Origin of the sequence: Stenotrophomonas sp. SAU14A_NAIMI4_8 (genome assembly GCF_003086695.1) — a bacterium.
Lineage (GTDB): Bacteria > Pseudomonadota > Gammaproteobacteria > Xanthomonadales > Xanthomonadaceae > Stenotrophomonas.
On record NZ_CP025999.1, the window covers coordinates 885,979 to 904,294 of the forward strand.

The following is an 18,316-nucleotide window of genomic DNA, read 5'->3' on the forward strand; positions in this document are numbered from 1 at the left end:
CTCCCCCCTTGTTCCAGACCACCGATGCCTCCCCTCAAGTACCCCCGCTGGGCGCTGACCCTGCTTGCCACCGCGCAGCTGATCATCGCCCTGGATGCCACCATCATCTTCGTCGCCCTGCATGACATGGGCCGCGCGCTGCAGATCAACGCGCAGCAGCTGCAGTGGGTGGTCAGCGCCTACACCGTGGCGTTCGGCGGCAGCCTGCTGCTGGGCGGGCGCGCGGCCGACCTGATCGGGCGCCGCCGCTTCTACCGGCTGGGCATGCTGCTGTTCGCGCTGGCCTCGCTGCTGGGCGCGCTGGCACCCAATGCCACGCTGCTGATCATCGCGCGGGCGGCCCAGGGCATCGGCGCCGCGCTGTTGTTCCCGGCCACGCTGGCACTGATCAACACGCTGTATGCCGAAGGCCCGGTGCGCAACCGCGCGCTGGCGATCTGGAGCATGGCCAGCGCGGTCGGTCTGGCGCTGGGCACCCTGCTGGGCGGGGTGCTGACCCAGGCCTTCGGCTGGCCGGCGGTGTTGGCGGTGATCGTGCCGCTGGCCACCGCATGTGCCATCGCCGCCGGTGCGTGGCTGCCGGCCGATGGCCCGCGTGCGCAGGGCCGTTCATTCGACCTGGCTGGCTGCATCACCGTCACCCTGGGCGGCAGCCTGCTGGTGACCACCCTGGTGCAGGGGCCGGAATGGGGCTGGACCGCGCCGGCCACGCTGGGCTGCCTGGTGCTGTCGGCGCTGCTGCTGGTGGCCTTCGTGCAGATCGAGCAGCGCAGCCGCGATCCGCTGATGCAGTTCGCGCTGCTGCGCCTGCCGGGCCTGCGCGCAGCGCTCGGCCTCACCTTCGCTTTCATGAGCAGCTATGGCGTGCAGTACTACTTCATGGCGCTGTACTTCCAGGATGGCTACGGCTGGAGCCCGCTGCAGGCCGGTCTGGCGTTCCTGCCAGCCACGGCGGTGTGCACGCTGGGCATCCAGCTGGCCGAATGGGCGTTGCAGCGCTGGAGTGCACGCAAGGTGCTGGTGCTGGGGCAACTGGCCGGTGCCCTGGGCATCGCCTGGGTGGCGGCCACCCTGCCGCACGGATCGAACTTCTGGCCGCTGCTGCCGGGCGTGGTGGTGTTGAGCATCGGCCAGGGCATGACCTGGACCTCGATGTGGATCGTGGCCGGGCAGGGCGTGCCGGCTGCACAGCAGGGCGTCGCATCTGGCATGGCCGCCACCGCGCAGCAGATCGGCGGCGCGCTGGGCCTGGCGGTGCTGGTGATGGTGGCCAATGCCGGCGCCGGCGCGGCGGGGTCGGCCACTGCGTTGGATGGCCTGGTGCGTGCCGAATATGGTGCCGCGTTGTTCGCCCTGTTCGGTGTGCTGATCGCGCTGGGCCTGCGCCCGGCAGCGGTAGACTCGAACGCCCCTGCCTGCCTGGCCAATGACGCATGATCGAACTGCTGGACCTGGAACAGACGCTGCAGGCCTTCGCGGCCTGCAACGATGACCACGACGTGTACGCATCCTTCGGCTGGGTGCATGCCAGCGAAGGCGATCTGCTGCAGGCGCGCTTCTGGCTGCCGCCCGACGAAGACACCGCCTTCGACGATGACAGCGACGTGCCGGCCGAGGCGCGTGCGCTGGGGCTGACCACCTACCTGGAGCCGGCCACGTTTGCCGACGTGCTGGACGTGCAGAAGCGCCAGCATCCGTTGTCCGGCCTGGCCGACTACGCAGCGGCGCTGGCGTACTACCACGAGTACGACGCCTTCCAGCAGGTCGAGGGCATTGACGAGGCGCTGGGCGAAGCCACGGCCGAAGCGCAGGCGGCGGCGCGCGCGGCCGGTGTGGGCGCGGGCATCTTCGCCTCGTTCGATCTGCAGATGGTGGCCTGTCCGGACGCTCAGCTGAAGGCCGCTGCACAGCGCGTGGCCCGTCTGCACGAGGTGCCGGTGGCCGAGGCGCTGGCACGTTGCCGTGCACTGCCGCTGCTGGTGGGCGAAGCGCTGGACCGCAACCGCGCGCAGGCGATCAAGCAGGACTTCGAGGCGATCGGCGCGACCGTGCAGGTGCGCGGGTTCAAGCCGTTCCCGTGGATGGACGCGCCCCGCCTGCGGTAGCGCCGGGCCATGCCCGGCGAGGCGCAACGCGACGGTGGATTCCGATGCCGCCGGGCATGGCCCGGCGCTACCGTCCTTTGATTACGTGGATGGCGCTCATGCCGCCGCCAACAACGCCGGCTGCAGTGCGCTGAACATCCGCGCCAACCGCTGCGCCCATGCCTGCTGGCCGGCGGCATCGGCAATCAGGTCCTGGCGGATCTCCAGTTCCACATGCACCAAGCCACGGTCTTCGCCGTGCACCGGCACTGCGTAGTCGCTGCTGCGGTTCACCGAATACGGTTCGTTGTCGCCCACCACCAGATCGCCTTCGTTGCGCAGGGCCTGCAGCAGCGCCTGTGCGAAGCGGGTGTCCTGGTGGTACAGCACCCCGGCGTGCCACGGTCGCTGCACGCCGTTCATTACCGGGGTGAAGCTGTGCATCATCACCAGCAGGGTCGGCCGGCCCGCATCGCGGCGTGCGTCCAGTTCGGCATCGATGCGCGCGTGGTAGGGCGCGTGGATCGCGTCGATGCGCTGCTGGCGCTGCGCTGCCGACAGCCCGGCGTTGCCCGGCACCACCGTGTGGTCGCTCACTTCCGGAATCAGCGTGGGCGACGCCAATGGGCGGTTGCAGTCGATCAGCAGGCGCGAATAGGTCTGTTCGATCGCCCAGGCATCAAGCAGCCCGGCCAGTGCACGGGTGGTACCGGCAATGCCGATGTCCCAGCCGATGTGGCGATCCAGTTCGTGCTGCGGCAGGCCCAGCTGTGCCAGGCCGCGCGGTACCTGCTGGCCGGCGTGGTCGGCCAGCAGCAGGTAGGGCGACGCCCCCTGTGCGCGGTGGACGGTGTAGATGGCCGGGTCGTCGGCACCCAGCAGTGCCGGCAGCCCGTGCAGGTCGGCGTCAGCCACGCGGGCGCCCATCCAGGTGGTGTTCGATCATCCACAGCCCCGCCCACAGCTTGGCGTCCAGCGCGTAGCCTTCGCCCATCTTCTGCACCAGCCAGGCCGCCGCGTCGCTGCGCGGGATCTCGTGCACGGTGATGTTCTCGCTGTCATCGCCGCCGCCGCTGCCCACCCGGCGCAGGCCGGTGGCGCGCACGAAGGCGATCTTTTCGCTGCTGGCGCCGGACGAGGTCGGGCCGATCATCAGCACTTCGGCATGGTCGGCGGTCCAGCCGGTTTCTTCCTCCAGCTCGCGCACCGCCGATGCTTCAATCGATTCGCCCGCATCCACGTCGCCGACCAGGCCAGCCGGCATTTCGATGGTCGGGGCCTGCAACGGCACGCGGAACTGTTCGACGAACAGCACCTTGTCCTCGGGAGTGACCGCAATGATGATCGCGGCCAGGCCGCCGGCGTGGGTGCGTTCGCTGTATTCCCAGGTGCCGCGCACCACCATGCGCTGGTACTTGCCTTCGTAGACGACACGCGGTGCTTCAGTGTTGCGCTGGCTCATGCGGGCTCGCTGGGTGTGGGAAGAGGGTCGGCCATGCCGGTGGCGGCGAACAGGCGGCGCCGGGTCAGCGGCCCGAAACGCAGGGTCTGGCACAGGCCATCCAGCAGTTCCGGGTCGGCGGGCTGGCGCAGCAGGCCCAGTGCGCTGCCGTCCAGCGGCGCGTCCAGGGCAATGGTGGTCAGCTGCCGCCACAGCAGGGCGTGCTCGCGCTGTTCGCGCAGGCGCACGGCCATCTGTGCCGCACCGCGCAGGCGCAGGAACGGCACTTCATCGATACGTTCGAACAGCGCATCCATGCTGCCGAAATGGGCCAGCAGCACCGCCGCCGACTTGGCGCCCACGCCGCTGACGCCGGGAATGTTGTCCACGGCATCGCCGCACAGCGCCAGGTAGTCGGCAATCTGGTGCGCGTGCACGCCGTGGCGGGCCTTCACCCCGGCCACGTCCCAGCGCTGGTTGCGCGCGTAGTCCCACTGCTCGTCGTGGTCCAGCAGCAGCTGCGACAGGTCCTTGTCGGCGGAAATGATCACCCCGCGGTGGCTGCCGCGGTGGCGGTGCAGGGCGCTGCCGATCAGGTCGTCGGCCTCGAAATCATGACGGGCCAGCACCGCCAGCCCCAGCGCGGCGCACAGCGCCTTGCAGTGCACGAACTGGCGCTTCAGCGCTTCCGGTGCCGGGTCGCGGTTGGCCTTGTAGGCCGGGTAAAGGCGGTGGCGGAAGCCGCTGTCCAGGGCTTCGTCGAAGGCGATGGCGATATGGCGCGGACGCTCGCGTTCCAGCAGGTCCAGCAGGAAACGGGCAAAGCCGTGCACGGCATTGGTCGGCCAGCCCTGGCTGTCCTGGAACTCGTCCGGCAGCGAGTGCCAGGCGCGGAACACGTAGATGCTGGCATCGACCAGGTACAGCGGCGGCGCGGGCTGGGCGCTCACGGCATTCACGGTGCGGTCCAGTCCTGCAGCAGGGCCGCCGCATCCGGGCGTTCGCGCTCGGGCACGGCCGCCTTGGGCGTGCCGATATGGATGAAGCCGGCAATCCGCTCGCCGTCGGCCAGGCCCAGGTGCGCGTGCACGGCCGGGTCGAAGGCCATCCACGCGGTCAGCCACTGGGCGCCGAAGCCCAGCGCCTGCGCGGCCTGCAGCAGGGCGAAGCAGACGCAGCCGGCGGTCATCAGCTGTTCCTGCTCGGGCACCTTGGCGTCCGGGCGTGGGCTGGCCACCACCACGATCACCAGCGGGGCGTGGCTGAAGCGCTGCCGGTCCTTTTCGAACACGGCATCGCCGGCGTGCGGATCGCGTTCGCGGCTGCGTTCGGCCAGGAAGTCGCCCAGAGTGTGACGCGCATCGCCGGCGATCTTCAGGAAGCGGAACGGCACCCGCTTGCCGTGGTCGGGCACGCGCACCGCCGAGGTCAGCATGCGCAGCAGGGTGGCCGGGTCCGGTCCGGGTTCGCCCAGCTGCCGCGAGGGCACCGAGCGGCGGGCATCCAAGGCGAGCAGGGCAGCGGGGTCGGGCATGGAGTCTGAACCGGTCATCACGGGCACATGATTATAGTCGGGGTGGTTGATGACGCCCGTCGTGTCGCGTCTGCCATTCAAATAACAAACTGTGATGAACGTCATGCCACTGGCGCGGCGCCGAACGCCGCTTCCCCTCGCCTCGCAGGCCCCGCACGGCTTACGATACCCGTCTTGCCGGGCCGCCGGTCGTGAGGTTTGAAGTGAGGACTGTTTCACTGTCCGTGACAGGCTGGCCGGCCTACCATCGGCGTACCGGTGCATGGGGTGCACCGGCCGTCGCGATGTCCATGATGTCAGTCGCAATAGAGAAGGTGGGGAGCCTTCCCGAATGATGAGCGCGCCCACTCCGATGGGATCGCCGGGTCGTGACCCGGCCCAGCTTCAGCTTGCCCGGGACATGGTCCTGCCGGCGCTGTGCCAGGCATTTGCCGCGGCACTGGCCCGCTTCGACGATGCCCTGTTCGACCGTGCCGGCAATGCCGGCGCGTCGCAGCTGCTGTTTCTGGATGCCATGCGTGAACTGCGCCGCCGTCGCGCCGAGATCGAGGCCGCCTATGCCGGCCACCTGCAGCGGGCCTGGGCCGCATTGGCCACGGGCGAACCGCTGTCGGCTGAGGCCACCCTGTCCGGGCCGGCCGAAGAAGGCCTGAGCCTGATTCCCGAACATGTACTGGAATCGCGGCTGGCCGTGCGCAACTTCGCCACGGTGCTGCTGCGCGATTTCAAGCCGGTGCTGGCGCGCCTGGACCGCCGGCTGGGCTGGCTGGTCGGCGCCGGCGAACTGGATGCCGACCGCAATCCGGTCAGCCCCGAGCACCTGGGCGTGGCCATCCACGAGGCGTTCGCGCACTGCGAGCTGGCCCCGGAAGTGCACCTGGTGCTGATCAAGCTGTGCGAGCGCGACCTGCGCGTGCCGGTGGGGCGCATCTACGAAAAGCTGGACGAACAACTGGCTGCCGCCGGGGTGATGCCGCAGATGGGCGCGCCGCGTCGTGTCCCCTCCGCCGCGCCGTCGCGGCCGCCGCCGGGCCTGGATGACCTGGTCGAACAGCGCGCCGCGCCTGGCTTCGACACCGATTTCAGCGACGAGGAACAGGCCGCGCCGGCCTGGGCGCAGCGCTTTGCCGCGCGCTGGTCCGAGCGCCGCGGGCACATGCAGCAGCACCTGGGCATGGAAGAAGGCCCGGCCGGTGAAGGCTACGGTGGCCAGCAGGGCATGCTGCTGGAAGCCCTGCATGAACTGCTGCAGCAGACCCGCCACGTGCGCGAAGACGCAACGTCGGCCGCGCAGGTGGCCGTGGGCCAGCATCGCCCGCTCAGCCAGCGCGAGATGATGTCGGTGCTGTCGCTGCTGCAGGCCACGCCCAGCGCCACGCTGCGGGCGGCCATCGGCGAAGACGGCGAATCGCTGGCGCAGCGCCTGAAGAGTGAAGTGCTGTCCAGCGCGACCCGGCTCGGCGCCGATCCCGGCCAGACCCGCCTGGACCCGCAGGACGAGGATGCGATCGATCTGGTCGGCATGCTGTTCGACGTGATGCTGGACGAGCGCGAGCTGGAAGGCCGTTCGCGCGAGCTGATCGGCCGCCTGGTGGTGCCGTTCGTGAAGGTGGCCATGCTCGACCGCCGCATGTTCGTGCAGAAGACCCACCCGGCGCGCAAGCTGCTCAATTCGCTGGCCGAGGCCTGCGAGGGCAACACCGGCGAAAGCCAGGCCGAGCGCATGCTGATGGCCAAGGTGGAAGAAATCATCGAACGCCTGGTGGCCGAGTTCAACGAGAACCTGGCCATCTTCCTGACCCTGGAAGAAGAGTTCCGCGAGTTCCTGGTGCAGCACCGCCGCCGCGTGGAAATCGCCGAGCGTCGTGCCGCCGAGACCCAGCGCGGCCAGGAAAAGCTGGAAATGGCCCGTAGCCGGGCCGGTGCCGAACTGGACCGGCGCATCGGCGATGCCACGCTGCCATCGGCCATTGCCGAATTCCTGCGCCAGCCGTGGCAGCACCACCTGACCCTGGCGCTGCTGCGCGAGGGCGAAGAAGGCAGTTCGGTGGCCGAGGCCCTCAGCCTGGGCGATGGCCTGCTGGAAGAAGTGGCCGAAGCGCGCCGCCAGATCGTCGGTAAGCCGTGGCTGCAGGCCTGGCAGCCGGCGCTGGCCAAGGTGTTTGCCAGCGTGGGCGTGCACGGCGATGCCGCCAGCGCGGCGATCGATGCACTGCACGACACGCTGCAGGGCATTGCCGAATCGCGCCCGGAACTGCAGCGCGCGCTGCCGGAGCTGCCGCAGGTGGCGCTGCCGACGCCGCCGGCGCCGGAAACGGCGGCCGTCGAACTGGGCGGGCAGGTGGATACCGACGATTTCGACAATGCCGACGCCGATCGCTTCCGCCGCATGGAAATCGGCAACTGGCTGGACTTCGTCGACAAGGACGGCAAGGTGCAGGCCGGCAAGCTGTCCTGGGTCAGCCCGATCTCCTCGCGCCTGCTGTTCGTCAACCGCCGCGGCGTGCGCTTCTGCGTGGCCTCGCCGGAAGAACTGGCGGTGATGGTGCGCCTGGGCCGCCTGCGCGCCCACGTGGACGATGGCGCCTTCGACAGCGCCATGCAGGGCGTGATCGACCGCCTGGACCCGGGCAGCGCCACCCTGCACTGAGCCCGGCACCCCTGCTAGGATCGGGAAAACTCACCGATCAGCGGGGACCTGCATGGCCGTGGCGTTGCTGGGGATGAAGGAGACCGCGCCGGGCGAACGGCGCGTGGCGCTGACGCCGGAAACGGCGAAGAAGCTGGGCGCACTGGGCATCACCGTCTGGTACGAAGCCGGCGCCGGCCTGGCTGCCGGTTTCCCTGATGCCGCCTATGACGATGCCGGCGCACGCGCGTTCGACGCGGCGCGCTGGCCCGAGATCGATATCCTGCTGTGCGTGCAGAACCCGCCCGCGGCGCAGTTGAACCTGCTCAAGCCCGGTGCCAGCGTGGTCGGCCTGCTCGCGCCGGCGGCCGATCCCGCCCTGGCTGCGCTGGTGGCCGACGACCGCCTGCGACTCTTCCCGCTGCAGCAACTGCCGCGCACCACCCGTGCGCAGGCCATGGACGTACTCAGTTCGCAGGCCGGCATGGCCGGCTACAAGGCGGCGTTGATCGCCGCCGATCGCGCGCCGCGCTTCTTCCCGATGCTGACCACCGCCGCCGGCACGGTGCGGCCGGCCAAGGTGCTGGTGATCGGCGCAGGCGTGGCCGGGCTGCAGGCCATTGCCACCGTGCGCCGTCTCGGTGCACAGGTGGAAGGCTTCGATGTGCGGCCGGAAACCCGCGAGCAGATCCAGTCGCTGGGCGCGCGTTTCCTCGACCTGGGCGTGAGCGCGGTGGGCGAGGGCGGCTATGCGCGCGCGCTGACCGACGAAGAACGCGCCGAACAGCAGCGGCGGCTGGGCGAGCACCTGCGCAGCGTGGACGTGGTGATCTGTACCGCCGCGGTGCCGGGGCGACCGGCGCCGACGATCGTCACGGCGGCCATGGCCGAAGGCATGGCGGCGGGCAGCGTGATTGTCGACCTGGCCGCCGAAAGTGGCGGCAACTGTGCACTGACCCAGCCTGGCCAATGCATCGAACACCACGGCGTGGTGATCGACGGGCCGCTGCACCTGGCCAGTCGCGGCGCCACCCAGGCCAGCGAGATGTATGCGCGCAACCTGCTGAACTTCGTGGCGCTGTTCGTGCGCGAAGGACAGGTCGCGTTCGATTGGGACGACGAACTGCTGGCGAAAACGCGCTGGCAGCCGTGAACCGCGCGGGGCCAGGGGTCGGATCCCTTTGCGCCAGCAAAGGGCTCTGACCCCGTTCCCGGCCCCGTTCCCGGCGTCTTACCGCGGCCTGGCCGGCGGCGGGTTGTCGCGCACCCAGTCGCTGCGCTGCTCGGGTGTCATCTGCGACCAGCGCTCGCGCAGCGCATCGCGCTGGGCCGGGCTCAGCTGGCGCATCTGCCCGAACAAGGCGCGGGCCTGCTCGCGCTGTTCCGGGCTCATGTGCTCGAAGCGGCGCAACCCGCGCCGCGCCTTGTCACGTTCTTCCGGGCTCATCGACTGCCAGCGCTGGCCGTGCGACAGCATGCGCTGGCGCTGCGCGGCGTCGGCGCCGTTCCAGCGGTCGCGCAGTGGCGCCAGCAGGGCCTCACGCTGGGCCGGACTCAGCTGTTCCCACGCCGGCAGCGGCGCAGCGGGTGCCACGCGCGCGGGCGCGGCCGGTGCGGAGGACTGGGCCAACGCTGGCGCCGCCGGCAGCACGGCCAGGGCGATCAGGATCGGCAGGGTTGAAACTCGCAGCATGGTTCACTCCATCGCCAGGTCGGTGTCGCCCAGCCACAGGTACAGATCGGGATTCTCGTCGTACAGCGCGCCGTTGTCGTCCACCGCGGCCACGGCAGGCGGCGCCACCGGCGCAGTATGCGGGGCAGTACCGGTGAACTGCACGCCGATGCCCAGCGCCACCACCAGCGAACACGCCGTAGCCAGCCACCAGCGGCCACGGTCGCGGCGCGCCCCTGCAGCGCCGTGGCGGGCCTGGCGCAGCCGCGCCAGCGTGGCCGGGGAAAGCGACTGCAACGCGTGCCCGTGCAGGCTGCGCAGGGCGTCGTCGGAAGGCAGGGAGCGGTTCACGGGTCGATCTCCAGATGGTCCTGCAGCGCCTGTCGGGCGCGTGCCAGATGGGTTTTGACGGCACCTTCGCTGCAGCCCATGGCGCGCGCGGTGGTGGCGCCGTCCAGGTCCTGCAGCACGCGCAGGGTGAAGGCTTCGCGCTGGCGCGCGGGCAGGGTGCGCAGCGCCTGCACCAGCTGCTGGTACTGCTGGCGCTGCTCGTGCGCCTGCGCCGGGTCCGGGCCGGGGTCGGCCCAGTCGATCTCGCCGCCGTCGGCGTCCTGGTTGTCGCGCCAGAACGGCAGGCGGAAGCGCCGTCGCCGCTGCATGTCGATCACCCGCCGGCGCAGGATGCTCCAGAACAGCGGCGCCCACTCGGTGGCGGGCTTGTCGGCGTAGTCCAGCATGCGCATCAGCGCATCCTGCACGGCGTCCAGCGCATCGTCGCGCTGGCGCAGTCCGGCTTCGGCGAAGCGGAACGCGCGCGGGCCGACGCCGGCCAGGAACGCCTCCAGCGACGCCGGCAAGGCCTCGCTGTCAGCGGTCGGGGGAAGAGGGCTGCTCACCAGCACAGGGTACGGTTCCTCGCTCACGGTCACCATCGACAACGCGTGAGCGCGCCCGTGGTTGACCGGGCCGCGCACCGGGTTCAGCCCGTGGTTATGATGGGGCGACGAAGACAGAGCGGGAGGCGTTGCCGATGAGTGACGGGTTCGTGGCGCTGTACATCTTCATGCTGGCCGCCATTGCCGGCCACGTGATCATTTCGCGGGTGCCGGTCATCCTGCATACCCCGCTGATGTCGGGTTCCAACTTCATCCACGGCATCGTGCTGATCGGTGCCATGGTGGTGCTGGGCCACGCACAGACACCGCTGGAAAAGGCACTGGGCTTCCTGGCCGTGGTGCTGGGGGCGGGCAATGCCGCCGGTGGCTACGTGGTGACCGCGCGCATGCTGGAAATGTTCAAGCCCAGCGCGCCCAAGGGCGGCAAGGATGCAGCCAAGGAGCCGCAGGCGTGAACATCAGCACGGTTGAACTGCTCGATTGGCTGGTCAAGGCCAGTTACCTGGTGGCCGCCACCCTGTTCCTGCTCGGCCTGCAGCGCATGGCCTCGCCGCTCACCGCGCGCAGCGGCATCCGCTGGGCCGGGCTGGGCATGCTGCTGGCCACCGCAGCCACCTTCTTCCTGCCCGAACTGCACAACGTGCCGCTGATCCTGGTGGCGCTGCTGCTGGGCGCGGGCCTGGCGTGGTGGTCGGCCGGCAAGGTCGCCGTGACCGACATGCCGCAGATGGTGGCGCTGTACAACGGCATGGGCGGTGGTTCGGCGGCCGCCATCGGCGCGGTGGAACTGCTGCGCTACGCCTTCCTGGCCCACCGCGATACCAGCCACTGGAGCGCGCAGGCGCTGGCCGACCTGGCTGCGCGCCAGCCTTCGGCCACCGTGCTGCTGCTGGCGGTGGTCGGCGCGGCCATCGGTGCGGTGTCGCTGTCCGGTTCGGTCATCGCCTGGGCCAAGCTGGATGGCCGCCTGGACAAGCGGGTGACCTGGCCCGGCCAGCAGGTGCTGAACCTGCTGGTGGCGCTGGCCGTGGTGGTGCTGGGCATCATCGCCGCCAGCACGCTCAGCACCTGGGCCATCGTCGGCTTCTTCGTGCTGGCGCTGGCCCTGGGCGTGCTGATGACGCTGCCGATCGGTGGCGCCGACATGCCGGTGGTCATCTCGCTGTACAACGCCTTCACCGGCCTGGCGGTGTCTTTCGAAGGCTACGTGCTGGGCAACGAGGCGCTGATCATCGCCGGCATGATGGTCGGCGCGGCCGGCATCCTGCTGACCCGGCTGATGGCCAAGGCGATGAACCGGCCGATCCGCAACGTGCTGTTCTCCAACTTCGGCGGCGGTGCGGCGGGCGAGGCGCAGGCGATCAGCGGGTCGCAGAAGCCGATCGATGCGGCCGACGTGGCGGCGATGATGGCCTTCGCCGAACGCGTGGTGATCGTGCCCGGCTACGGCATGGCCGTGGCCCAAGCCCAGCACAAGATCTGGGAACTGGCGCAGCGGCTGGGCCAGCGCGGGGTGAAGGTGAAATTCGCCATCCACCCGGTGGCCGGGCGCATGCCCGGGCACATGAACGTGCTGCTGGCCGAAGCCGGCGTGCCCTACGACCTGATCGCCGACATGGACGACATCAACCCCGAATTCGCCACCACCGACGTGGTGCTGGTGATCGGCGCCAACGACGTGGTCAACCCGGTGGCCCGCACTGACCCGGCCAGCCCGATCTACGGCATGCCGGTGCTGGACGTGGTGAACGCGCGCAACGTGGTGGTGATCAAGCGCGGCAAGGGCACCGGCTTTGCCGGCATTGAAAACGCCCTGTTCTATGCCGACAACACGCGCATGCTGTACGGCGATGGCGCCGAAGCCGCCGCCGCCTTGGTCAGCGAATTGAAGGCCCTGGACGGCGGGCATTGAGAGGCCGGGGTCGGATCCCTTTCCGCAGGAAAGGGCTCTGACCCCAGATCCCGAACGTGGGTCAGAGCCCTTTCCTGCGGAAAGGGATCCGACCCATGCAGGTGATCAGCGCGCCAGCCAGGCGCCGACCACCACGCCCACCGCCAGCCAGATCCATTCCATCGCCCCGTTGGCCAGGTTGGTCAGGGTCCAGGCCAGGTGCGGGCCCATGCGCAGCGAGGCATCCATCGGGTTCAGCCCGATCGAGCCGCCCATCCACGCACTGGCAATGCTCCAGTACGCCACCGCGCTCACCAGCAGCGTGCCCAGCACCACCAGGGCAATGCGCAGCCGGCCCGGACCCAGCGTGCCCAGGCGCAGCATGAACACCAGTTCCAGCGCGGTCACCACCGCCATCCAGCCGACCTGGCGGCCGGTCATCAGGGCCAGCAGCACCCAGGCCATGGGAGCAACAAGCAGGCCCAGCAGCAGCATGAAGGGCCAAAGCCAGGTCACGGTCCTGGCACGTGTGGCATTGGAGGACATCGAAGCTTCCTGAAGGTCAGCCACAGGATACTGTGGTTTGCCGCAGCGCACCGGCGTCGGTGGGGCGGGCGGGGTAGAATGCAGGCTTGCGCGGCCCGGTCCGCGGCCCCATAACGATCCCCATGTATTCCCGTAGCAGCGAACCTGTCCACTTCGAACGCGACTGCGAGGCCGTGATGGTCCCGCAGGGCGACACCGTCACCCTGCCTGCCGGCAGCTATGGGTACATCACCCAGGCCCTGGGCGGCAGCTATTCGGTGTTTGTCGAAGGCAATCTGTTCCGTATCGCCGGCAAGGACGGCGACGCCATCGGCAAAGAGGCGCCGGCGCCGCTGGAGCTGCCCGACGACGCCACCGACGAGCAGGTCGAACAGCTGGTGTGGCAGCAGCTGCGCACCTGCTTCGACCCGGAAATTCCGGTCAACATCGTCGAACTGGGCCTGGTCTACGAGGTGGAGATCAAGCACCTGGACGAAGGCCAGCGCGAGATCGACGTGAAGATGACGCTGACCGCGCCGGCCTGCGGCATGGGCGACATCCTGGTGGACGATGTGCGCAGCAAGCTCGAAATGATCCCGACGGTGGCCCAGGCCGACGTAGAGCTGGTGTTCGACCCGCCGTGGAACCAGCACATGATGTCCGAGGCTGCGCGGCTCGAAACCGGCATGCTTTGACCCACGGCCCCGCAACTGGCGGGGTCGGCACTACCCGCAACCAGAACAGGAATCCTCCGGTGTCCCAGTCCATCCCCAGCTTCGCCGTCACCCGTTCGGACCACCCGCGCAGCGCTGAAGAGCGCGCCCAGATCCTGGAGAAGCCGGGCTTCGGCCTGCACTTCACCGACCACATGGTGGAAGTGCGCTGGGACAAGGATGCCGGCTGGCACAACGCCAACGTGCGTGCCTACGGCCCGCTGCAGCTGGACCCGGCCGCCGCCGTGCTGCACTACGGCCAGGAAATCTTCGAAGGCATCAAGGCCTACCGCCATGCCGACGGTTCCATCTGGACCTTCCGCCCGGACGCCAACGGCCGTCGCCTGCAGCGCTCGGCCCAGCGCCTGGCGCTGCCGGAACTGCCGGTGGAGATCTTCGTTGAATCGCTCAAGCAGCTGATCGCGCTGGACAAGGACTGGGTGCCGTCGGCCGACGAATCCAGCCTGTACTTCCGTCCGTTCATGATCGGCGACGAGGCCTTCCTCGGCGTGCGCGGCGCGCACAAGGCCGGCTACTACGTTATCGCCAGCCCGGCCGGCCCGTACTTCGCCAAGGGCGTTGCCCCGGTCTCGATCTGGCTGTCCACCGAATACGCGCGTGCGGCCAAGGGCGGCACCGGTGCGGCCAAGTGCGGCGGCAACTACGCCGCTTCCCTGCTGCCGCAGCAGAAGGCGCAGGCGCAGGGCTGCTCGCAGGTGCTGTTCCTGGACCCGGTGGAAGGCAAGTACCTGGAAGAACTGGGCGGCATGAATGTCTTCCTGGTCTACAAGGACGGCACCCTGGTCACCCCGGAACTGTCCGGCAGCATCCTGGAAGGCATCACCCGCGAAAGCATCCTGCAGCTGGCACGCGACCGTGGCATGAAGGTCGAAGAGCGCAAGGTCACCATCGATGAGTGGAAGCAGGGCGTGGCCTCGGGCGAGATCGCCGAAGTGTTCGCCTGCGGTACCGCCGCCGTGGTCACCCCGATCGGCCAGCTGAAGGGCGAAGGCTTCTCGGTGGGCGACATCAACGCACCGGCCGGCGAAGTCACCATGTCGCTGCGCAAGGAACTGACCGACATCCAGTACGGCCGCCTGCCGGACCGCCACAACTGGCTGGTCAAGCTGGGCTGATCGCCCTCCGCGCGTCTGTAGAGTCGAGCTTGCTCGACTGCTCTCCGCTTGGTTTCCCCAGAAAGCCCGTCCCCGCGACGGGCTTTCTGCGTTGTGGTGACCCATCCCGGCGGCCCCACCGCCGATGTCAGCAAAGACATCGCAGGACAGCCCAAGTCCCAGTCATGTCCGTGCACGTGACGTGAAAGTTCCTTCACCTTCACAAACCCTCCACACGGAAAGTCTCAGAACAGACATTTCATGTTGCTGAAAAGACACTGAAAATCTTGTGGTGTCCGGATCGAGCCTTTAGCGTCATCTGACAGCGGATCGACAGGGGAATCCGCTGACTCACCGGACGCCGAGCCGCGCCCTCGTTCCTTGCCAAGCGCTCGCGCCGGTGCTTCTGCCGATTCCGGCATTCACACCACTAGAAAGGGAAATTCCGATGTCCCAGGTTTCGCATCTGCGTGCGCGCAAGTCGTGGGTGGTTCTCAGTGCGTCTGTTGTCACCTCCCTGCTGCTGGCCGCCCCGGCCTTCGCCGGTGACGTCCAGCTCAGCGGCCTGCAGTCCGCCCCGACGCACCAGCGTTTCATCGTGAAGTACCGTGAAGGCAGTGCCCCGGTGGCCAACACCACCGCACTGGCCTCGTCCCTGAAGACCGCCGCGGCCGGTCTGTCCAGCAGCCAGGGCCGCGCTCTGGGCCTGCAGGAAGTCCGCAAGCTGGCCATCGGCCCGACCGTGGTCAAGACCGACCGCGCGCTGGACCAGGCCGAATCCGAGCTGCTGATGCGCAAGCTCGCCGCCGACCCGAACGTGGAATACGTGGAAGTCGACCAGATCATGCGGCCGACCCTGGTGCCCAACGACGCCCGCCTGAGCGAACAGTGGGGCTTCGGCACCTCCAACGCCTCGATCAATGTCCGCCCGGCCTGGGACAAGGCCACCGGCACCGGCGTGGTCGTGGCGGTGATCGACACCGGCATCACCAGCCATCCGGATCTGAACGCCAACATCCTGCCCGGCTATGACTTCATCAGCGATGCCGCGATGGCCCGCGATGGCGGTGGCCGTGACAGCAACCCGAACGACGAAGGCGACTGGTACGCCGCCAACGAATGTGGCGCCGGCTATCCGGCCTCCAACTCCAGCTGGCACGGTACCCACGTGGCCGGCACCATCGCCGCGGTGACCAACAACAGCACCGGCGTGGCCGGTACCGCCTTCAACGCCAAGGTCGTGCCGGTGCGCGTGCTGGGCAAGTGCGGCGGCTACACCTCCGACATCGCCGACGCGATCGTCTGGGCCTCCGGTGGCACCGTCAGCGGCGTGCCCGCCAACGCCAATCCGGCCGAAGTCATCAACATGTCGCTGGGTGGCAGCGGCAGCTGCTCCACCACCTACCAGAATGCGATCAACGGCGCCGTTGGCCGTGGCACCACCGTGGTGGTCGCCGCCGGCAACAGCAACACCAACGTGTCCTCGGCCGTGCCGGCCAACTGCCCGAACGTGATCGCGGTGGCCGCCACCACCTCGGCCGGCGCCCGCGCCAGCTTCTCCAACTACGGCACCGGCATCGACGTGTCGGCACCGGGTGCCAACATCCTGTCCACCCTCAACACCGGCACCACCGTGCCGGCCAGCGCCAGCTATGCCTCCTACAACGGCACTTCGATGGCGGCACCGCACGTGGCCGGCGTGGTCGCGCTGATGCAGTCGGTGGCACCGAGCCCGCTCAGCCCGGCGCAGGTGGAAAGCATCCTGAAGAGCACCGCGCGTGCGCTTCCGGGCGCCTGCTCCGGCGGTTGCGGCGCGGGCATCGTCGACGCCGATGCAGCGGTCACGGCCGCCATCAACGGCGGCGGTGGCACCACCCCGGAACCGGGTGGCACCGTGCTGCAGAACAACGTGCCGGTGACCGGCCTGGGCGCGTCCAGCGGCGCCTCGCTCAGCTACACCGTGCAGGTGCCGGCCGGCAGCAGCCAGCTGCGCGTGGCCATCAGCGGTGGCAGCGGTGATGCCGATCTGTACATCCGCCAGGGCAGCGCCCCGACCGATACCACCTACACCTGCCGCCCGTACCTGAGCGGCAACAACGAGACCTGCACCGTCAACAGCCCGGCCGCTGGCACTTGGCACGTGCGGGTGAAGGCCTACAGCACCTTCTCGGGCCTGACCCTCAACGCCCAGTACTGAGCCCAAGTCCCTCTCCAAGGGCACGCCCCGGCTTCGGTCGGGGTGTTTTTTTGGGGCTGCGCGGTGGTGGGTGCCGACCTGGGGCGGCACGCTGTTGCTCAGACCGATTCGAAGCGGTTGGCGGCCACGTTCTTGCGCACTTGCTGCGGATCGAAGATGCGGCCGTTCATGGCGATGTACACGCCCGACGGCAGCGACTGCACCGCGCCGATCGCACAGCCGATGTTGAATTCGGCATCCGAACCGCGGAAGCGCGCCGGGCTGAGCGCACCGGTCATCACGATGGTCTTGTCGGCGATGGTCGACAGCACCTTGCCGGTCTGCACCATCGAATCGGTGCCGTGGGTGACCAGCACGTGGCGGGTAGGCTGTGCGGCGATGGTGGCCCGGATCAGCTCACGGTCCTCATCGTTGATGTGCAGCGAATCCTTGCGCAGGATCGGAATCACGTTGAAACGGAAGGTCACCCCCAGCTCGCGCAGGATCATGCCGATCTGCGGGTCGCCGATCTGGTAGTCCGACTTGTCGTCGAAGTAGATCTTGTCGATCGTGCCACCGGTGGTGACGACCAGGAGTTCTTCCATCATGTGCATGCGCGAAACCAGGACAGGTACAGCGGCGCGGGGCCGGGAACACAGATGATACGGCCCGGCGGGCGCAGCGTCAGCGCCGCTTGCTGAAGCGGGCCCGCAGGCCGGGCAGGCTGGCGGCGAAGATCACCAGCAGCGCCAGCGCCACTTCGATCAGGGCCAGCGCGCGGGTCTGCGGGTGGCTCCAGGCGCTCATCACGCCGTGGCTGAACCAGCCCAGCGCCAGCACCGAGGCCCAGAAGCCGGCCTTGCGCCAGCCCAGGCGCAGGGCGATCGCCAGCGCCAGCGGCGGTGCGGTGAACACCAGCTGGGTGGCCAGCCAGTGCTTGTCATTGATGAACCAGCCCACGAACAGCGCAGCCAGGCCCAGCAGCGCCAGCAGCAGCACGGTGTGGGGCGCGCGGCTCATCGGGCCAGGCGCTGCGCGATATCGGCCACGCGCCGGCCCAGTGCACGCGCCAGCAGGGCTTCATCCTCGCTGGGCTGCGGGTCGTCTGCGGCGCCGGCCACGTGGCTGGCACCGTAGGGCGTACCGCCACTGGTGGTGTGGCTCAGCGCCGGCTCGGTGAAGGGGATGCCCACGATCAGGCAGCCGTGGTGCAGCAGCGGCAGCTGCATCGACAGCAGCGTCGATTCCTGGCCGCCGTGCATCGACGCGGTGGAGGTGAACACCCCCGCCGGTTTGCCGGCCAGCGTGCCGTTCACCCATTCGGCACCCAGCCCATCCAGGAAATGCTTGACCGGCGCGGCCATGTTGCCGAAGCGGGTGGGGCTGCCCAGCAGCACGCCCTGGCATTCGGCCAGGTCCTGCACGCTGACATACGGGGCGCCTTCATCGGGCACGGGCGGCTGCGCGGTCTGGGTCACGGCGGCCACCGGCGGCACCGTGCGCAGGCGCGCGCTCATGCCCGGCACTTCGCCGATACCGCGCGCGATCTGGCGCGCCAGCCGTGCCACCGAACCGCCGCGGCTGTAGTACAGCACCAGGATTTCGCCCATCGTGCCCAGGTCTCCTCATCGTGTGGACGC

20 protein-coding genes are annotated in these 18,316 nt (G+C 69.1%); 9 read left to right on the forward strand and 11 right to left on the reverse strand.

Going from position 1 to position 18,316, the window contains the following annotated elements; genetic code table 11:
• Nucleotides 1-24: 24 nt before the first annotated feature.
• The gene (locus C1930_RS03870; protein WP_108755475.1) at nucleotides 25-1,437 is read left to right on the forward strand and encodes an MFS transporter; all 1,413 of its coding nucleotides are present in this window, start codon (nucleotides 25-27) and stop codon (nucleotides 1,435-1,437) included.
• Nucleotides 1,434-2,105 carry a hypothetical protein gene (locus C1930_RS03875; RefSeq protein WP_108755476.1) on the forward strand — a complete coding sequence of 224 codons (672 nt, stop codon included), beginning with the start codon at nucleotides 1,434-1,436 and terminating at the stop codon, nucleotides 2,103-2,105. Before C1930_RS03870 ends, C1930_RS03875 begins: the two co-directional genes overlap by 4 nt.
• A gap of 96 nt (nucleotides 2,106-2,201) precedes the next feature.
• On the opposite strand, the gene C1930_RS03880 is transcribed toward C1930_RS03875, so the two are convergent.
• The 4 genes from C1930_RS03880 to C1930_RS03895 are packed head-to-tail and all read right to left on the reverse strand — an operon-like array spanning nucleotide 2,202 to nucleotide 5,059.
• The gene (locus tag C1930_RS03880) at nucleotides 2,202-2,999 is read right to left on the reverse strand and encodes an N-formylglutamate amidohydrolase (RefSeq protein ID WP_108757646.1); all 798 of its coding nucleotides are present in this window, start codon (nucleotides 2,997-2,999) and stop codon (nucleotides 2,202-2,204) included.
• A complete protein-coding gene (locus tag C1930_RS03885) occupies nucleotides 2,992-3,546 on the reverse strand; it encodes an NUDIX hydrolase (protein WP_108755477.1) in 555 nt (184 codons plus the stop codon). The genes C1930_RS03880 and C1930_RS03885 overlap by 8 nt, the downstream gene beginning before the upstream one ends.
• A complete protein-coding gene (locus tag C1930_RS03890; RefSeq protein WP_108772536.1) occupies nucleotides 3,543-4,475 on the reverse strand; it encodes a 5'-3' exonuclease H3TH domain-containing protein in 933 nt (310 codons plus the stop codon). Before C1930_RS03890 ends, C1930_RS03885 begins: the two co-directional genes overlap by 4 nt.
• A 5-nt stretch (nucleotides 4,476-4,480) precedes the next feature.
• Entirely contained in the window at nucleotides 4,481-5,059 is a 579-nt protein-coding gene (locus C1930_RS03895) for a nitroreductase (protein ID WP_108755478.1), read from the reverse strand.
• 331 nt (nucleotides 5,060-5,390) lie between these two features.
• Between C1930_RS03895 and C1930_RS03900 the strand changes: the two genes are divergently transcribed.
• A complete protein-coding gene (locus tag C1930_RS03900) occupies nucleotides 5,391-7,709 on the forward strand; it encodes a DUF1631 domain-containing protein (RefSeq protein WP_108771133.1) in 2,319 nt (772 codons plus the stop codon).
• A 52-nt stretch (nucleotides 7,710-7,761) separates the two neighbouring features.
• Nucleotides 7,762-8,841 (forward strand): NAD(P) transhydrogenase subunit alpha, encoded by a 1,080-nt coding sequence (locus C1930_RS03905; protein ID WP_108771134.1) that lies wholly within the window; start codon nucleotides 7,762-7,764, stop codon nucleotides 8,839-8,841.
• Nucleotides 8,842-8,919: 78 nt separating this feature from the next.
• Here C1930_RS03905 and C1930_RS03910 read toward each other — a convergent pair whose 3' ends face one another.
• From C1930_RS03910 to C1930_RS03920, 3 genes are read right to left on the reverse strand one after another with little or no spacing between them, the layout of a single operon-like run.
• On the reverse strand, nucleotides 8,920-9,381 hold the full coding sequence (locus C1930_RS03910; RefSeq protein ID WP_108752248.1) for a DUF3106 domain-containing protein: 462 nt from the start codon (nucleotides 9,379-9,381) through the stop codon (nucleotides 8,920-8,922).
• A 3-nt stretch (nucleotides 9,382-9,384) separates the two neighbouring features.
• Nucleotides 9,385-9,711 carry a hypothetical protein gene (locus C1930_RS03915; RefSeq protein WP_108748615.1) on the reverse strand — a complete coding sequence of 109 codons (327 nt, stop codon included), beginning with the start codon at nucleotides 9,709-9,711 and terminating at the stop codon, nucleotides 9,385-9,387.
• Complete coding sequence (locus C1930_RS03920) at nucleotides 9,708-10,292, reverse strand: RNA polymerase sigma factor (protein WP_108771135.1); 585 nt, start codon at nucleotides 10,290-10,292, stop codon at nucleotides 9,708-9,710. The genes C1930_RS03915 and C1930_RS03920 overlap by 4 nt, the downstream gene beginning before the upstream one ends.
• A gap of 98 nt (nucleotides 10,293-10,390) precedes the next feature.
• Between C1930_RS03920 and C1930_RS03925 the strand changes: the two genes are divergently transcribed.
• Nucleotides 10,391-10,711, forward strand: a complete 321-nt coding sequence (locus C1930_RS03925; RefSeq protein ID WP_108755481.1) for an NAD(P) transhydrogenase subunit alpha — start codon at nucleotides 10,391-10,393, stop codon at nucleotides 10,709-10,711.
• Nucleotides 10,708-12,168, forward strand: coding sequence for an NAD(P)(+) transhydrogenase (Re/Si-specific) subunit beta (locus tag C1930_RS03930; RefSeq protein ID WP_108761301.1), 1,461 nt, complete (start codon nucleotides 10,708-10,710; stop codon nucleotides 12,166-12,168). Before C1930_RS03925 ends, C1930_RS03930 begins: the two co-directional genes overlap by 4 nt.
• A 105-nt stretch (nucleotides 12,169-12,273) precedes the next feature.
• On the opposite strand, the gene C1930_RS03935 is transcribed toward C1930_RS03930, so the two are convergent.
• On the reverse strand, nucleotides 12,274-12,693 hold the full coding sequence (locus C1930_RS03935; RefSeq protein ID WP_108752252.1) for a hypothetical protein: 420 nt from the start codon (nucleotides 12,691-12,693) through the stop codon (nucleotides 12,274-12,276).
• A 122-nt stretch (nucleotides 12,694-12,815) separates the two neighbouring features.
• On the opposite strand from C1930_RS03935, the gene sufT reads away from it, so the two are divergent.
• The 3 genes from sufT to C1930_RS03950 all read left to right on the forward strand — a co-directional run bounded on the left by sufT (nucleotide 12,816) and on the right by C1930_RS03950 (nucleotide 16,697).
• Nucleotides 12,816-13,367: a putative Fe-S cluster assembly protein SufT gene (gene sufT / locus C1930_RS03940; protein ID WP_108748620.1), complete on the forward strand. Its 552-nt coding sequence runs from the start codon at nucleotides 12,816-12,818 to the stop codon at nucleotides 13,365-13,367.
• A gap of 59 nt (nucleotides 13,368-13,426) precedes the next feature.
• Nucleotides 13,427-14,521 (forward strand): branched-chain amino acid aminotransferase, encoded by a 1,095-nt coding sequence (locus C1930_RS03945; protein ID WP_108748621.1) that lies wholly within the window; start codon nucleotides 13,427-13,429, stop codon nucleotides 14,519-14,521.
• A 427-nt stretch (nucleotides 14,522-14,948) separates the two neighbouring features.
• Nucleotides 14,949-16,697, forward strand: a complete 1,749-nt coding sequence (locus C1930_RS03950; protein WP_108755484.1) for a S8 family peptidase — start codon at nucleotides 14,949-14,951, stop codon at nucleotides 16,695-16,697.
• A gap of 98 nt (nucleotides 16,698-16,795) precedes the next feature.
• Here C1930_RS03950 and C1930_RS03955 read toward each other — a convergent pair whose 3' ends face one another.
• From C1930_RS03955 to wrbA, 3 genes are all read right to left on the reverse strand, one after another.
• Nucleotides 16,796-17,281 (reverse strand): asparaginase domain-containing protein, encoded by a 486-nt coding sequence (locus tag C1930_RS03955; RefSeq protein ID WP_108771136.1) that lies wholly within the window; start codon nucleotides 17,279-17,281, stop codon nucleotides 16,796-16,798.
• Between the two features lie 79 nt (nucleotides 17,282-17,360).
• Nucleotides 17,361-17,696 (reverse strand): DUF2069 domain-containing protein, encoded by a 336-nt coding sequence (locus tag C1930_RS03960; RefSeq protein ID WP_108755485.1) that lies wholly within the window; start codon nucleotides 17,694-17,696, stop codon nucleotides 17,361-17,363.
• A complete protein-coding gene (gene wrbA, locus C1930_RS03965) occupies nucleotides 17,693-18,286 on the reverse strand; it encodes an NAD(P)H:quinone oxidoreductase (RefSeq protein WP_108752256.1) in 594 nt (197 codons plus the stop codon). Before wrbA ends, C1930_RS03960 begins: the two co-directional genes overlap by 4 nt.
• Nucleotides 18,287-18,316: the final 30 nt, after the last annotated feature.

Coding starts and splice junctions, on each gene's coding strand:
- C1930_RS03870 (WP_108755475.1), top strand. CDS start 25: ATGCCTCCCCTCAAGTACCCCCGCTGGGCGCTGACCCTGCTTGCCACC.
- C1930_RS03875 (WP_108755476.1), top strand. CDS start 1,434: ATGATCGAACTGCTGGACCTGGAACAGACGCTGCAGGCCTTCGCGGCC.
- C1930_RS03885 (WP_108755477.1), bottom strand. CDS start 3,546: ATGAGCCAGCGCAACACTGAAGCACCGCGTGTCGTCTACGAAGGCAAG.
- C1930_RS03895 (WP_108755478.1), bottom strand. CDS start 5,059: ATGCCCGACCCCGCTGCCCTGCTCGCCTTGGATGCCCGCCGCTCGGTG.
- C1930_RS03900 (WP_108771133.1), top strand. CDS start 5,391: ATGATGAGCGCGCCCACTCCGATGGGATCGCCGGGTCGTGACCCGGCC.
- C1930_RS03905 (WP_108771134.1), top strand. CDS start 7,762: ATGGCCGTGGCGTTGCTGGGGATGAAGGAGACCGCGCCGGGCGAACGG.
- C1930_RS03910 (WP_108752248.1), bottom strand. CDS start 9,381: ATGCTGCGAGTTTCAACCCTGCCGATCCTGATCGCCCTGGCCGTGCTG.
- C1930_RS03920 (WP_108771135.1), bottom strand. CDS start 10,292: ATGGTGACCGTGAGCGAGGAACCGTACCCTGTGCTGGTGAGCAGCCCT.
- C1930_RS03925 (WP_108755481.1), top strand. CDS start 10,391: ATGAGTGACGGGTTCGTGGCGCTGTACATCTTCATGCTGGCCGCCATT.
- C1930_RS03935 (WP_108752252.1), bottom strand. CDS start 12,693: ATGTCCTCCAATGCCACACGTGCCAGGACCGTGACCTGGCTTTGGCCC.
- sufT (WP_108748620.1), top strand. CDS start 12,816: ATGTATTCCCGTAGCAGCGAACCTGTCCACTTCGAACGCGACTGCGAG.
- C1930_RS03950 (WP_108755484.1), top strand. CDS start 14,949: ATGTCCCAGGTTTCGCATCTGCGTGCGCGCAAGTCGTGGGTGGTTCTC.
- C1930_RS03955 (WP_108771136.1), bottom strand. CDS start 17,281: ATGGAAGAACTCCTGGTCGTCACCACCGGTGGCACGATCGACAAGATC.
- C1930_RS03960 (WP_108755485.1), bottom strand. CDS start 17,696: ATGAGCCGCGCGCCCCACACCGTGCTGCTGCTGGCGCTGCTGGGCCTG.
- wrbA (WP_108752256.1), bottom strand. CDS start 18,286: ATGGGCGAAATCCTGGTGCTGTACTACAGCCGCGGCGGTTCGGTGGCA.